The sequence below is a fragment of the Psychrosphaera sp. B3R10 genome (genome assembly GCF_018861025.1).
GTDB classification, from domain to species: Bacteria; Pseudomonadota; Gammaproteobacteria; order Enterobacterales; family Alteromonadaceae; genus Psychrosphaera; species Psychrosphaera algicola.
Genome location: NZ_JAHKQH010000023.1, coordinates 17617 through 32274 on the forward strand (window position 1 = coordinate 17617; position 14658 = coordinate 32274).

Annotated in this window: 12 protein-coding genes; 11 read left to right on the forward strand and 1 reads right to left on the reverse strand. The window is 40.1% G+C overall.

Annotated features, from left to right (window positions below; genetic code table 11):
- Positions 1-6 precede the first annotated feature (6 nt).
- From KO525_RS07560 to KO525_RS07585, 6 genes are all read left to right on the forward strand, one after another.
- Positions 7-1212 carry an ABC transporter permease gene (locus tag KO525_RS07560; protein WP_215963189.1) on the forward strand — a complete coding sequence of 402 codons (1206 nt, stop codon included), beginning with the start codon at positions 7-9 and terminating at the stop codon, positions 1210-1212.
- Between the two features lie 63 nt (positions 1213-1275).
- Complete coding sequence (locus tag KO525_RS07565) at positions 1276-2622, forward strand: sigma-54 dependent transcriptional regulator (RefSeq protein ID WP_215963190.1); 1347 nt, start codon at positions 1276-1278, stop codon at positions 2620-2622.
- A complete protein-coding gene (locus KO525_RS07570) occupies positions 2622-3917 on the forward strand; it encodes an ATP-binding protein (RefSeq protein WP_215963191.1) in 1296 nt (431 codons plus the stop codon). Before KO525_RS07565 ends, KO525_RS07570 begins: the two co-directional genes overlap by 1 nt.
- A 146-nt stretch (positions 3918-4063) precedes the next feature.
- On the forward strand, positions 4064-4486 hold the full coding sequence (locus KO525_RS07575; protein ID WP_215963192.1) for a hypothetical protein: 423 nt from the start codon (positions 4064-4066) through the stop codon (positions 4484-4486).
- Between the two features lie 139 nt (positions 4487-4625).
- Positions 4626-4802 carry a hypothetical protein gene (locus KO525_RS07580; RefSeq protein ID WP_215963193.1) on the forward strand — a complete coding sequence of 59 codons (177 nt, stop codon included), beginning with the start codon at positions 4626-4628 and terminating at the stop codon, positions 4800-4802.
- Between the two features lie 307 nt (positions 4803-5109).
- Positions 5110-6009 (forward strand): tetratricopeptide repeat protein, encoded by a 900-nt coding sequence (locus KO525_RS07585; RefSeq protein ID WP_215963194.1) that lies wholly within the window; start codon positions 5110-5112, stop codon positions 6007-6009.
- A gap of 858 nt (positions 6010-6867) precedes the next feature.
- On the opposite strand, the gene KO525_RS07590 is transcribed toward KO525_RS07585, so the two are convergent.
- Positions 6868-9732, reverse strand: a complete 2865-nt coding sequence (locus tag KO525_RS07590; protein ID WP_215963195.1) for a pitrilysin family protein — start codon at positions 9730-9732, stop codon at positions 6868-6870.
- A gap of 429 nt (positions 9733-10161) precedes the next feature.
- Here KO525_RS07590 and gloA point away from each other — a divergent pair, with 429 nt between their 5' ends.
- The 5 genes from gloA to KO525_RS07615 all read left to right on the forward strand — a co-directional run bounded on the left by gloA (position 10162) and on the right by KO525_RS07615 (position 14545).
- A complete protein-coding gene (gene gloA / locus KO525_RS07595; RefSeq protein ID WP_215963196.1) occupies positions 10162-10713 on the forward strand; it encodes a lactoylglutathione lyase in 552 nt (183 codons plus the stop codon).
- A gap of 514 nt (positions 10714-11227) precedes the next feature.
- Positions 11228-12259, forward strand: a complete 1032-nt coding sequence (locus KO525_RS07600) for a DUF21 domain-containing protein (protein ID WP_215963197.1) — start codon at positions 11228-11230, stop codon at positions 12257-12259.
- A 298-nt stretch (positions 12260-12557) separates the two neighbouring features.
- Positions 12558-13334, forward strand: coding sequence for a YHYH protein (locus tag KO525_RS07605; RefSeq protein ID WP_215963198.1), 777 nt, complete (start codon positions 12558-12560; stop codon positions 13332-13334).
- Positions 13321-13902, forward strand: a complete 582-nt coding sequence (locus tag KO525_RS07610; RefSeq protein WP_252736741.1) for a toxin-antitoxin system YwqK family antitoxin — start codon at positions 13321-13323, stop codon at positions 13900-13902. Before KO525_RS07605 ends, KO525_RS07610 begins: the two co-directional genes overlap by 14 nt.
- Positions 13868-14545, forward strand: coding sequence for an SCO family protein (locus KO525_RS07615; RefSeq protein ID WP_215963199.1), 678 nt, complete (start codon positions 13868-13870; stop codon positions 14543-14545). The genes KO525_RS07610 and KO525_RS07615 overlap by 35 nt, the downstream gene beginning before the upstream one ends.
- Positions 14546-14658 lie beyond the last annotated feature (113 nt).

Here is a 14658-nt window from a genome sequence, read left to right on the forward strand (position 1 = left end):
GCTATCATGTTAGAAATTAAACCTATATTTAATTCACTGCTTCGCTCCAAAGCGGGTGCAATAATGTTGCTTATCCAAATCGCTATTACAACCGCTATTGTGAGCAACGCGGCTTTTATCGCAAAAGATCGAATAGACTTTTTATCGCAAGAAACTGGCTATCCAGAAGATGAGATATTTAGTTTTACCACTATGACGTTTGATAAAGAACTCGACATAGTGCAAAAATTTGAAGAAACCGAAACGATGTTGCGGAATATTCCTGGCGTTAAGAATGCAAGTTTGTTTAACGCAGTTCCTTTGTCTGGCAGTGGTTCAGCGGGTGGTTTAAGCCTAAAACCTGCGACTGAAGAGGGCCCAGATGTTCGAGCCGCCTATTTTTTAGCGGATGAAAACGCATTAGATACGCTTGGTGTAAACTTACTTGAAGGGCGAAATTTCCGTCCAGATGAAGTGATTATGTCTGCAAGTAGAGATGTCTTCCCTGAAGTTACCATCATTACACAAGCACTAGGTTTAGAGCTATTTCCAACCGGGGATGCACTTGGAAAAACCGTTTATTTTGGCGTTGCACCACTGAAAATTATCGGTATTGCGGAGCCGATGAAGAGTGCTTGGTTGAAAGACAGTCGTCCTGATAACGTATCCATCATACCGTTTGTCGGTGCCTCGATATTTCAGAAAATAATTGTCCGTACCGAGCCTGAGCAACGAACTGCCATCATGCGCCAGATTGAAGACTTGATGATCCAAGATCACAACAAGCGAGTGATTATTGGCTTACAAGGCATGGATGAAGATAAACGAGATAATAACGCTTCAGATATTTTAATGTTACGTATGCTCATCACTCTTATCATTGTCCTTGTGCTGATAACGGGTCTTGGAATATTTGGCCTCACGGTGTTTAATATTAATAAACGTACCAAACAAATAGGAACGCGGCGCGCATTAGGGGCTAGAAAGTCAGCGATTGTGCGTTACTTTTTAATTGAGAACGCCATTATTTGTGTGTTCGGGCTTGTGCTTGGTTCGATTGCTGCAATATTTATGGGTCAGTTGCTATTAGAAAATTATTCCATGCCAGCGCTTGATACATTCTATGTATTAATGACCGCACTATTTGTTTTTATTGCGAGTCTACTTTCGGTCGTCATGCCGGCAACTAAAGCTGCTAACATATCTCCGAGCATTGCGACTCGTAGTATTTAATGGTCATAATTGGTAGGCTATATGCTTATTCCAAAAAGGATATATTCAAGCAATGAGCAGGCAATGGATAAGATATTAATCGTTGATGATACACCGGCAGTTCTCCAAGCTCTGTCGTTATTGCTTGAAATTCATGGTTACGATGTTATTACAACAACATCACCTGTCCAGGCTTTACAATACGCGAATCAATTGCGTGTCTCCCTTGTTATTCAAGATATGAATTTCACCGGAGACACGACTTCCGGCGATGAAGGTAAAGAGTTATTTTACCAACTGCGCCATTTAGATCCCCATCTGCCTGTTATTCTAATCACAGCTTGGACTGATTTAGAGCAAGCAATTGAATTAGTTAAAGCCGGTGCGGTGGACTACATAGCAAAACCTTGGGATGACCAAAAGCTACTAAATACAATTGTAAATTTAGTGGCATTAGGTAAAGCAAATCAAGCAAGTGAGAAGCTACAACGTCAACAAGCGATAACTGAAAGCACAAAGTCAATTGCGAACAATGTCGGTCTCGTATATGCGAGCCCTGCTATGCAGCGTGTTGTTGACATGGCGGTTCAGGTCGCAAAATCAGACATTTCAGTATTAATTACAGGTGCTAACGGGAGCGGGAAAGAAAAAATAGCAGAAGTCGTGCAAGCTAACTCCCTTATACCTGACGCGCCTTTTATCAAAGTGAACTGTGGTGCGTTACCTGCTGACTTAATTGAGGCCGAATTATTTGGTGCTGAAGCGGGTGCCTATACTGGCGCAAACAAAAAGCGAATTGGTTTATTTGAAGCCGCTGATGGCGGAACCTTGTTCTTAGATGAAATTGGCAATCTTCCCTACTCTGGGCAGACAAAGTTGTTGCGGGTTATTCAAACGGGTGAGTTTCAACGTCTCGGTTCGGTAAATACAATAAAAACTAACGTTAGAGTGATTTCAGCAACAAACAGTAATCTTTTAGACGCCATTGCAACTGGTGAATTTAGGGAAGATCTGTTTTACAGACTGAATGTAATTGAATTGCACGTACCTTCACTAGCCAACAGAGTAGACGATATCATGCCTCTGGTGCATCATTTTTTGCCAAATAGAGAGCTAAGTTTATCTGCAGAAAATGCGCTTAAAAGTCATCTTTGGCAAGGTAATGTTAGAGAGCTTGAAAATGGCTGTAAAAGGGTCGCTGTCTTAAAGCCAATCGGTGTGATTGAAGCTGAAGATTTTGCGCTTAGTGAGCAAGTGAATAACAGACTTGAACCAACTGTAGCAAAACAAGCCAATGCGGGACCTACAAAACAACAATTAGAAATTGCAATGCGAGAGCACAAAGGGGTGATTGCGCGCGTCGCTCGTCACTTTAACTTAAGTAGACAAGCTCTATATCGGCGCTTAGATAAGTTTGAGATACCCTACTGATGTTTGCCAATGTGCTTCCTAGAATTATAGCCGTCGTTGTTATTGTGAGTAGCATTTGCACTATGCCACTGTTTTTTTTAGACGACCTTTCTTTAAATACGAAAATAATAAGCGCAATAGCGGTGGTTATCGGAAGTGTTTTATTAGCACGTTATTTGTTAAGGGATATCCGAGAGGGCCTATCTGCACTAGAGCTAGGCTTATTAAATCTTAAAGATGGCGAATACTCGACAACGTTGTCCTATCAAAATGACGATGAACTCGGCAAATTATGCTCGTTGTATAACAGCACCGCGCTGAATCTTCGAGAAGAAAAGCATTGGTTATATCAGCGAGAATTGCTGTTAGATAAAATAACCCAAAGTTCTCCAGAAGTGTTATTTCTTGTTAATGATCAGCAGCAAGTGATTTTTAGCAATATCGCGGCTAGACGTTTTTTTAATTCTTCAAAAGGGCTGGATGGCAATCGAATATCGACTTTATTGAAGTCAGCTCCCAAAGGTGTTGAAGTTGCGATTGAAGAAAAAAGAGAGGGACTTTTTTCTATTACGTTTGATGATGATGAGCCGCAAACATGGCACATGTCTACAGGATATTTTTCGTTAAATAATCAAGGTCATACACTTTTTATTTTAAAGCAAATGACACGTGAGTTAAGTCGTCAAGAAGTGGCGGTATGGAAAAAGGTTATTCGAGTAATAAGCCATGAGCTAAATAATTCACTTGGCCCCATCTCCTCTATGTTACACAGTGGACAAATTTTAAGTGAAAACATCAAAGAGGCTCGTTTGGCTCGGGTTTTTTCTACCATTGATGAGCGTATTCAGCACTTGAGCGACTTTGTGCAGGGGTACGGTAAATTCGCTAAACTTCCTGAACCTAAAGTGCAAGCAAATGACTGGGGACAGATTATAGCGATGTTGAAGTCTCAATGGCAGTTTGTCGATTTATCTGAGCCCGGACAAATTGTCTATGCAGATCCTGTGCAATTAGAACAATTGCTAATTAATCTGTTAAAAAATGCACATGAGTCTGGTTCTCTAGCGGCGGATGTGTGTATCAAACTTGAACAACGCCAAAACGAATCTTGTATCTCTGTTATGGATAAAGGAAAAGGCATCTCAGAAGCCGTGATGGCAAACGCACTAATTCCTTTTTATTCTACCAAACCTAGTGGCAGCGGACTTGGACTTGCTTTGTGCCGAGAAATTGCTGATGCGCATCATGGTCACATCGGACTTTTTAACCGTGATGAAGGTGGATTGACGGTAAGGGTTGTACTACCTTTTCAGTAACCTGCCAGCGATTTTTCCGTTCTATTCATCACAAGCTTTAGGCTGTAAATTCATATAGCTGTCGGTTTGCGTTTATCTGATTAATAATTGCACCGTTTGGGTAACTTAGTTATTGTTATTTACTCTAATCGAATGGAGTAGGTTGCATGAGCTTTATTAGCGAACTCAAACGACGGAACGTATTTAAAGTTGCTACGGTTTATCTAATAACGAGCTGGCTAATTCTGCAAATTGTTTCTGTTATTTCCCCCGCATTACATCTACCCACTGTATTTAGCACCATCATTACTGTGTTGCTGGCGATCGGATTTCCGGTAGCCTGCATTTTTGCCTGGGCATTTGAGCTAACGCCAGAGGGGCTGAAATATTCTCATGAAGTTGACGAAGCTGAGTCTATTCGACATGAAACAGGCAGCAAAATAAACTATATGTTGGCTGTGGCACTTTTGCTTGCTCTGGGGTTCATTTCATACGATAAGTGGAATGACTCAAGTGCTGACGATAGTCTAGAACGTTCAATTGCAGTACTTCCGTTTCAGGACATGAGTTCAGATAAATCTCAGGGGTGATGACCGTTATGCCCAGGCGGTTTTACCTATATTAAAAAAATCAAATATTTTGTGTGGCAAGGCAATAAGTGGTGCTGGTTGGCCATGTGCGATTTATTTTTATTTACGTGACGGAGAGTCATCTGAAAATATACGTAACATGCTAAACCGCAACGTTTTGTTTGACGGCTATAGTATTGGAATTGAAAAGAACCTACTGACTTTTCCTAGTTTGATAGGTATGGGCAATGACCCCGACTTCAAAAAACGAGCGAATGAAATTCTGGATAAAACATTCAGGAAATGGAATCCAGACTTGGTTTCTGAACATCCATAATTTGTCTCGTGAGGTTTTTCAATGGGAATTGTTTTCTTGCGATCAAAGTTACATTTTTGTGGGTTCAAGTATAAATAAATACACAAGGTTTTATGTGTTTGCGGTCAGTTATTTTTTAGTAAGTATTTAAAAAAAACAATTCGCCCACAGGTTCTCAAAAATTTCGGCTATTATGAGTTGAGCAGGGGTTGGCGTGCGCTTAGATGGATAATCTATCCCGATTAAAAAGCTTCTTTTTATGCGCGGTTTTTGTTGCTATTCTGCAAATAATTAGTCAATTATAGAAATGAGTTTGTTGAAGTTGGTCATGTATAAATATCTCGGATTACATCAGTTAATATTTCTAGTGTTGTTTGTTGCCACGTTACCGGTCAAAGCGAACGACTCAAAACGTACTGTGTGTGATAAAAATTTGGCCCTATGCATTGATGACTTAACTCAGAGAATTGAAAAAACTCCTGTTGCTTCACATTTGTGGTTTCATCGTAAATTGAATTTATTAGATTTATTATTCCAAGCCCAAGATTACCCTGCAGTACTAAAAGAAACTAACGCTTTGTTATCGCTGCCATCGTTGCCGCACCGAGTTGAAATCAATTCTCTGATGTACAAAGTAAAAATGGGTAAGCTCAACGGTGATGAAGATCTCACTCCTTATATAAAACGTGTAGATGACGCGTTTTCCAATTTAACGAGTAGCGCGCCACAAAGCATTATCGACTATGCTACCTTTCAAATTTATACCGGTGACTACACAAAAGGGCGATCATTACTTTTAGAGTTAGAACGAAAATTTTTGAGTCACAATAACTATTACATTAAGAAGCAGATTTATACGATACTTGGTCATCTTTCCCACCGTTTAAACGACCGTGATGCGACCTTGAACTATGTTTCGTTAGCTTATGATTTTGCACATAAAGATGTGGGTATTCATTATCAATTGATGACAAGTTATAACGTGGCACGAGCTTTACATTTTCAAGGACGATTTGATGAAGCTAAGATTAGATTGAGAGAAGTGATTGAACAAGCATCGTTAATAAAAGAAATTTCATATCAAAGTCTTAGCTACTTAAGACTGGCGGAAATTGCAAATGAAGTGAATGACGTAGAAGGCTTGAGAGAGTCACTCAATCGCATTGAAACAAAACGTTTTATGGCACACGACATTGAATTGTTTCATAAATTACAAAAACGCTTGTAATGATTTTGATTCGATAAAATTATCAGAACAGAAAAACGTCAATTTTAAGCAATAATTAAACAGAACAAAAAACGTCATTCCAAAAGAGCATTAGCGATATTTGGTACCTCCAACCAAGTGCAGAGGAAGTTCATAATTCGCCCTAAATTGACTCAAAATAGCCAGAACAAAAACCGTCATTCCAAATACTCAGGAAAAACCGTCATTCCAGATACCCAGGAAAAACCGTCATCCCCTAGCTTGTAATATGAGTCGAGCCACAGCGATATTAGGGATCTCCAAGCAAGTGCAAAGGAAGTTCATAATCCGCCTTAAATTGGCTCAAAATAGCCAGAACAAAAACGTCATTCCTTAGCTTGTAATATGAGTCGAGCATTAGCGATATTTGGAACCTCCAACCAAGTGCAGAGGAAGTTCATTATTCGCCCTAAATTGACTCAAAATAGCCAGAACAAAACCGTCATTCCCAATACCCAGGAAAAACCGTCTTCCCAAAAGAGCCACAGCGATATTAGGAACCTCCAACCAAGTGCAGAGGAAGTTCATAATTCGCCCTAAATTGGCTCACAATAACCAGAACAAAAACGTCATTCCAAATACCCAGGAAAAACCGTCATCCCCTAGCTTGTAATATGAGTCGAGCCTGAGCGATATTTGGAACCTCCAACCGAGTGCAGAGGAAGTAATAAAATCAGCGACTCTGACCCCACAGGTCTTAATCCACCTTCAATTGGCTCATAATGATCAGAACAAAAAAGCCAACCTTAGTCGTTAAGGTTGGCTTTTAATTGGCAGTCATTTACCTCTTTATCAATTAAAGAAGGTGAATACCAATTCACTCATAAAGTTGAAGTGAATTTAGTTTACCGGGTTGCCCGAAGTATCTAAAACAATTGGGTCACCTAGACCTAATTCCTTAACGCGCTCAAGTTGAGTTTCTGCATCACCAACGACAAGGTATAACATTTTGCCTGGGTTGATGTAGTTAGCAAGTGTTTGTTGCGCTTGCTCTAGGGTCAAATTAGCTAATGTCGCTTGTTGTTTGGCAACGTAGTCTTTTGGCAGTTGGTAGCTGCTGATATTTTGTAATACACCCATCAAACTGTTTGTGGTTTCGAAAGCGCGGGCACTTGAACGTGATAATACTGATTTAGTCTCTTTTAGAGCATTGGCATCAAAGGCCGCGACGTAATCAGCCATAATCTCTCTAAATGTTTGTAGTGACTCTAATGTCACATTTGACCGTACACTTGAACTTGCCGTAAATACACCGCCTAGGTTTCTGCGATTTACACTTGAATAAGCGCCATAGGTATAGCCTTTTTGCAATCGTAAGATTTGGAATAACTGACCTGAAAAGCTGCCACCTAAATTGTGGTTTACCGCTACTAAGGGGTAATAATCATCTGCGTTTGCAACCATAGCTCTTGAGCCAATTCGGATAAACGACTGTTTAGCCCCTGGCACGTCAACAAAATATAATTGAGCTTTATCAATTGGCGTTGCCGCTTTTGCTGGTGGCATTGTGACGTCTTTTACTGTTAATCCTTTTGAAAGAGCGCCTAAACTTGCTTTGACTTGTTGTTGCGTGACATCACCAGCGACATGAACGCTGGTTAAGTTCGCGACAATATTAGAGGCGTAAAAGGCTTTCAGATCTTGCAGGTCAATATTATTTAGATCGTCAGTTGTACCTAAAATTGGCGTCGATAACATATTGTCTGCGCTGTACATTAATTTGTTATAAACGTTATTTGAAATTGCGCCGGGACTCCCCTTTGATTGTTGAATTTGAGCTATGGTTTCTTTTTTAATGCGATCCCATTCAGCTTCATCCCAACGTGGCTGCAATAGTATTTCCTGAGCAAGCGACATAACTTCTGTAAAGTTCGCAGCAAGTGTATTACCCGTCAGTGTTAGGTATTCGTCGCTCGTGGTAAATTGAATATCAGCACCCAATTCTCCGAGAGCTTTTTCAAGCTGCTGTGGTGTCTTATTAGCAGTGCCTTCCATCATCATACTGGTAACTAGGTTTGCAGTGCCGACTTTACCTTTAGTATCAAATGCATGGCCACCCATTATGCGAATCGAAAACGAAACTAGAGGCAGTTCGTTGTGTTCGATACCAAGCACTTGAATACCATTGTCTAATGTTGCATTCCAAACGTCAGGCAGCGTTATCGTTGGCTTTTTACCAAATTCAGGTCTAACTGACCGGTCAAACGCCGAAGTTGCCTGTACCAGAGGTGTTAATTCGGTCTCTGGTTTGTCGACTGCAGTTGTTTCAGCGCCCTGGACCACTTTTTCTTCTACGACATTAGCTTTGATTGCACCTGATAATACAAGCTCAGTCTGGCCTTTCGGAACAAAGCTGGTGGCGACATAGTGTTGGCCTTTAATGTACTTGTTAAAAACATTCATAATGTCTTTGCGAGTCACGTTTTTGTAACGTTCAATTTCTGTCGTAATTAAATTTGGATCACCTGCAAATTCATTATAAATCGCCAGCGATGATGCCTTATTAAAAACGCTCGTTAAGTTGTTATAAAAGGCTTTTTCTTTGCGAGTAATAATCCGAGCAAGTTGTTCATCATTAAACCCTTCCTTAGAAAATCGAGCGACGGCTTTGTCGATACTGGCTTTTACATTGTCTAATTTAGTGCCGTCAAACGCCCGGGCAGAAATACTAAAAGTACCGGCAATTTCACCAATGTAGGCAGATAAGTGTATCGAAGGAGCCAGTTTATCTTGCTCAACAAGGGTTTGATAAAAGACACTGTCTTTTCCATCATTTAAGACATCGGCTAACAATTCTAAGGCATACGCGTCAGGATGGTATTGCTCAATAATAGGGAAGGTTAAGGTAAGTTCTGGTAATTGAGCAAAGTTATCTTCGTGGAACAATGATACGTTTTTATCTAGTTTTGCTGGCATTGGTGGCAATGCTGAGACTTCTGGTTGTGGTAGTAATTCACCAAAGTATTTTTCAATCCAAGCTTTGGTTTGTTCGCTTTCGAAGTCACCGGCGAGCACTAAGGTGGCATTATTAACCCCGTACCATTTCTGATAGAAGTCTCTAACGTCTTGTAATGTCGAATTTTGTAGATCTTCTAAACTACCAATAACGCTCCAGCTATACGGATGACCTTTTGGGTAAATAGCTTCCATAACAACAGAATCTGTATGTCCGTACGGACGGTTATCGATACTTTGGCGTTTTTCATTTTTTACGACCTGTTTTTCGTTCTCAAGTCCTTCTTGTGTCACTGTATTGATGAAATAACCCATGCGGTCTGACTCCATCCACAGGATTTGTTCAAGGCCGTCGTTAGGGACAACTTCATAATATATCGTGCCGTCTTGCCACGTGCCGCCGTTTAACGTGCCGCCCATACTACCAATGTTGTTAATAAAGTTGCCAGCGCCTACGTTCTCAGAATTTTGAAACAGCATATGTTCAAAAAAGTGCGCAAAACCAGTTTTGCCTGGTAATTCTCGGTTAGAACCTACGTGGTAGACAATCGCTACAGCGACGACAGGATCAGATTTATCCTGATGCAAAACAACATCAAGTCCGTTTTTAAGTTGGTATTTTTCGATACTGAGTGATTTACTTTGTTTAGCAGACTCAATTTGCACAGACCCAGATGATTCTGGATCGGTACAGGCGGCAACCGTTGCGGCTAACACCACAACTGAAAATATTTGTTTGATAGAAATCACGCATATCCCCTATTAATGGAACTTGATAATTTATTCGACGTATCTAATGTAAAAGTTACATTGAATAAACACAACTAAATACAGCAACTCGATGCATATATTAAAATCCCTGAATATCTTGTTCAACAAGAGATAGATAATGGCGACTTAGTAAAGGTTTTAGATGACTACATAACGCAACAGAATCAGATATATATTCTGCATCCACAGTTAATTCAACAGCCAAAGCGACTGAGTCAATTTGTTGAATTCACTCAGGAAAAGTTTATCGTTCGCTAAATTCGCGTTGAGAAATTAGCTTTTGTTCAATGCTATTTTGCATATAAAACAATATTCGATTTGAAAAATAACGTTAGATGCCCAATTAATCACTTTTAGACTAGTCAGTAAGAGCTCCACACTTGAGGGCTCAAAAGAAAGGAACACACTATGAGTCGCCATTTTGACCAAGCAGATGGGTTAGTAGAAAATCATGATCCGGCTACCCACAAATTTGTTTTCAACCAAACCATGTTTAGAATTAAAGACCCGGCTAAATCCTTAGCATTTTATTCTGAAATATTAGGGATGACGTTAGTTAAACGTTTGGATTTCCCTGAAATGAAGTTTTCACTTTATTTTATGGCGACGGTTTCACCGGAGGAACATTCGGATTGGTCCACAGACTCAGATGAACGTATGGTGCAAACATTTGGCCGACCAGCAATGTTGGAACTGACCCATAATTGGGGCGACGAAGATGACATGAACGTCAAATACCACAGTGGTAATGATGACCCAAAAGGGTTTGGTCACATCGGGTTTTCGGTTCCGGATATTGATGCGGCATGCGAACGATTTGAGTCACTGGGTGTTGAATTTAAAAAGAAACCAAACGATGGCAAGATGAAAAGCATTGCTTTTATCAAAGATCCCGATGGTTACTGGATTGAAATTTTCACGCCAGAGCGACTTCCAGAGGTATTAAAGGCCCACCTGTAATTTTTATCTGCCCGCTTTCAAGTGCGCGCAAAATATGGCTAACGCCATTATACCGTTAGCCATTTTTACAACTAACACTGTTAGGACGATATTGTTTATTTGCTCAAGGTACGACTGCGGATAACAAGAGGCGAACTAAATATCCCCATACAAAACCGACCCAAAACAACAGCAAAACCAAATCAATAGCCTTGCTCTACTTTTAACAAAACATAAGCGCGTCTTGTCAATTAGCTAGACGCTAAATAGATTTAACGCTGGGTAGTTAAAGCCGTGAATTGTAAGTTTGTCACCGTGCTTGTGAGGTCCAATTTTACAATAGTCATTTTTTAAGTTGCTAAGTTTATAATTTAAAAAGAATTAAAATAAGGTTGAACACACGGAAGATACGATTGAAAAAGGCGAAAAAATATCTTTGTACTAAAATTGATTTTTCGCTATATACTCCGGTTTTTAAGGCAAGTACGTAGCAATGGCATTTGCCTGCTAATTATTTATTAAGATAGGAAACATAATGTCATTTGAAATCATTACTTGGATAGGTATTGCAGTGTGTATTTCACAATCTGCAATTTTTTCAGGTCTTAATTTAGCGTTTTTCGCACCAAGTCGTTTGCAACTTGAAGTTGAATCGGCCAAGGGAAATAAAGACGCTGCAAAGATTTTACAATTACGTGGCGACTCTAACTTTTTGCTAACCACAATTTTGTGGGGGAACGTTGGTATCAATGTACTACTGACCCTATTGTCAGATTCGGTACTTGCTGGCGCTAGTTCGTTTTTATTCTCCGCTGTTGCAATTACCATCATTGGTGAGATTACCCCGCAGGCTTATTTTTCCCGTAATGCGTTAAAAATGGGGGCGTTGTTGTCGCCTGTTATTCGCTTCTATCAGTTTATTTTGTATCCGGTGGCAAAACCAACGGGGCTGATTTTAGACATGTGGTTAGGAAAAGAAGGCATCACTTATTTAGCTGAGAATGAACTTACGAGCATTATCCGTAAACACATTGAATCAGAAGACACCGAAATTAATCATGTTGAAGGTATCGGTGCGCTTAACTTTTTTAAATTCGATAAGATCACGGTTAGTGAGGAAGGGGAATTTGTTGACCCGGCTTCAATTATTAAGTTGCCGGCTAAGCTGGATTTACCGATTATTCCAGAAATAACGCCAAGTGCAGACGACCCATTCTTAAAACAGTTACATAAGTCTGGTCATCGTTGGGTAGTCTTTACCAATGACGACGATGAACCTTTGTTGGTTATTGACGCAGATGGTTGTCTGCGAGCCGCGTTGTTTGAACCGGAAAAGTTCGACCCGTATCAATATTGTCATCGGCCAATTGTGCTTACGGACGGTTCGGCGTCATTAAGCGAAGCTGTGATTAAGATGAAAACCAATGAGTCGCTTGAAAAGTCGTTTGATGGTGCGATTGAAAATGATGTTTTATTGTTATGGGGCGAGTCAAAACGCATTATAACTGGGGCTGATATTTTTGGTCGATTGTTAAAAGGAATGCAGGCGTCGGAACATAATATATAAGCACCTGCCTTTAGCGATGATCCTAATACATTCACCGTGTGCGGATACTGCCAGCGGTGAATTATTGATAAACCCATCTTGTTATCACATCCAATCTAAATTTTAGAACTGCCCAATTTAAATACTCTTCATTGGCTGGTAATAAACAAATCAATAGTCAGTCGTCTATTTGCAAGTTCCTCATTGTTTGCACAATTGGCGGGTATTATTTGCACACTTCCCCACTAACATTATCTCAACAGTTAAAGTAGCTTTTTATGTAAGCTCGTATTGACCCAAATTATAGGACTGCAAAAACATGAAATCATTAATGGTACTGCAAGCAACATGCGTAATATTAACAATTGGCCTAGCCGGTTGCGACGACACCATGGTGGAGACAAGTGATACTACTGATAATGACGATACAACAACGTCTGAGGTTTTACATAGCGCCTACAGTGAATTTGATACAGACAATGTTGATGTAGCGATCAGTGGTTCCAATGTGATAATCGAAACCAACGGTCTACCCAATCATACCTCTCCATACTGGTCGAGCAGCCATGAGTTATATGTTGACCCAACCGTGACGACAACGCAAAAAATGGCTCCCGGTGATATTGATGATTTTGTTGGCACATATACCTTAACGGTTGCTAACAGTCCAAGTAAGTCGGGTAGCTCTTCAGCAACAGGTTTAGGGGCAATTGGTATCGCCGTTAGTGGTTCGGTCATTTATAACGACGAAGAAGGTCCCGGAATTCCACTAGACAATGCAGCTGGTAGCTTAGATTTTAACGGTGCTCATACTGGTCCACAAAGTTACCATTATCATTTAGAGCCCATTTCATTCTCAGATGACGACAGTAATCTAATTGGTGTTATCTCTGATGGTTTTTTCTTATATGGTCGAAAGTGTAATTCAACGGGAACTTACCCAACAGATCTAGACGAATCCGGTGGTCATACTGCAATGACTCAACATTCGACTGCAGATGAATATCACTACCATATCCAGAATGAACTCTACCTAAATGCTTACTACATTTTGTTCCCTGGGAACTATCAAGGTTCGCCAAATGCCATCCAGTAATTGGGTTGCCATCATGGTGCTGTTAATAAGCACCAGCTTTGATTTGACCGCGTCAGAACAAACGCGTGTAGACAAAAAGCAGATTGCTATATCTAAAACCAGTGGTTTGCGATTATATCAGGACCAGCCATATACAGGTGAGGTTGCGACTTATTACCCGTCTGGGCAACTGGCAAAGCTGTCAAGTTTTAAGCAGGGCCTAAGAGATGGCTATTTAAAACAGTGGTTTTCAAATGGTCAATTAAGCTTTCACTCAACCTATAAGTTGGGGGTGCTAGAGGGCGAAACAAAAAGCTGGTGGAGTAATGGCACACTTCGTTCGGTCACGGGTTATCAAAATGGCAAAGTCCACGGTGATGTTGAGCAATGGTACGTTACGGGTGAAAAGTTTAAAAAATTACACTATGAATTTGGTCGAGAGTCTGGACTACAGCAAGCGTGGCGTAAAAACGGCAAATTGTATAGTAATTATGAATATGTGAACGGTCGTGTGTATGGCCTAAAACGAGCAAATATGTGTGTGGAACTTAACGATGAAAAATTATTACCGTCTAATAACGCTGATTAGCGTACTTTGCAGCAACCTTTTATTCGCTAATGCAATAGCCGATGAAATGGAACGATTGCCTTATTACGATTCTGCTGAGTTCACCCCTAAGTGGTTAAAATCGGACAGTCTAGAGCTTAACGATATGCATCAAATATCGGATTTTAAGTTTATTGATCAGCGTGGCAAATATGTTACGGCAGACACATTTAGAGATAAGATTTATGTCGCAAGTTTTTTCTTTACCACGTGCCCCGGAATTTGTCCCAAAATGCGTTCTCAATTGTCTAAAGTACAAGAAGCTTATGCAGATAAAGATTACTTCAAAATTATTTCCCACTCGATACAACCCACCAACGACACAGTGGAAATACTGCAAACTTACGCTAAAGAAAATGGCATTAATGCTAATCAATGGCATTTAGTCACGGGTAACATGGATGAAATCTATAACTTGGCTCGAAATGACTATTTTGCCAACGAAGACTTGGGTGAATATGTAAGTAATAAAGACTTTCTGCATACAGAAAATCTAGTGCTAATTGATCACAATAAACATATTCGTGGAATATATAATGGTCTTAACAATGCTTCTGTTGGTAATTTGATTGGTGATATCAAATTATTAGAACAGGAATTGAAGAGCACTGGTAAAATAAATTGAGCAAATTTTAAGCGCGGCTTTTTCGCATTTTTGTTGCGCGACTATTTTTAGTCGTGTGGTTCTTTGTTACGTAGCAAAAATGCGTTTGACAATAAGGCGCTATGGTCAATAAT

What these genes read in the sequence shown, in the direction of transcription:
- KO525_RS07605 (WP_215963198.1), top strand. Translation starts at nt 12,558, where the DNA reads ATGAAATCATTAATGGTACTGCAAGCAACATGCGTAATATTAACAATT.
- KO525_RS07565 (WP_215963190.1), top strand. Translation starts at nt 1,276, where the DNA reads ATGGATAAGATATTAATCGTTGATGATACACCGGCAGTTCTCCAAGCT.
- KO525_RS07615 (WP_215963199.1), top strand. Translation starts at nt 13,868, where the DNA reads ATGAAAAATTATTACCGTCTAATAACGCTGATTAGCGTACTTTGCAGC.
- KO525_RS07610 (WP_252736741.1), top strand. Translation starts at nt 13,321, where the DNA reads ATGCCATCCAGTAATTGGGTTGCCATCATGGTGCTGTTAATAAGCACC.
- KO525_RS07580 (WP_215963193.1), top strand. Translation starts at nt 4,626, where the DNA reads ATGCTAAACCGCAACGTTTTGTTTGACGGCTATAGTATTGGAATTGAA.
- gloA (WP_215963196.1), top strand. Translation starts at nt 10,162, where the DNA reads ATGAGTCGCCATTTTGACCAAGCAGATGGGTTAGTAGAAAATCATGAT.
- KO525_RS07570 (WP_215963191.1), top strand. Translation starts at nt 2,622, where the DNA reads ATGTTTGCCAATGTGCTTCCTAGAATTATAGCCGTCGTTGTTATTGTG.
- KO525_RS07560 (WP_215963189.1), top strand. Translation starts at nt 7, where the DNA reads ATGTTAGAAATTAAACCTATATTTAATTCACTGCTTCGCTCCAAAGCG.
- KO525_RS07600 (WP_215963197.1), top strand. Translation starts at nt 11,228, where the DNA reads ATGTCATTTGAAATCATTACTTGGATAGGTATTGCAGTGTGTATTTCA.
- KO525_RS07585 (WP_215963194.1), top strand. Translation starts at nt 5,110, where the DNA reads ATGTATAAATATCTCGGATTACATCAGTTAATATTTCTAGTGTTGTTT.
- KO525_RS07575 (WP_215963192.1), top strand. Translation starts at nt 4,064, where the DNA reads ATGAGCTTTATTAGCGAACTCAAACGACGGAACGTATTTAAAGTTGCT.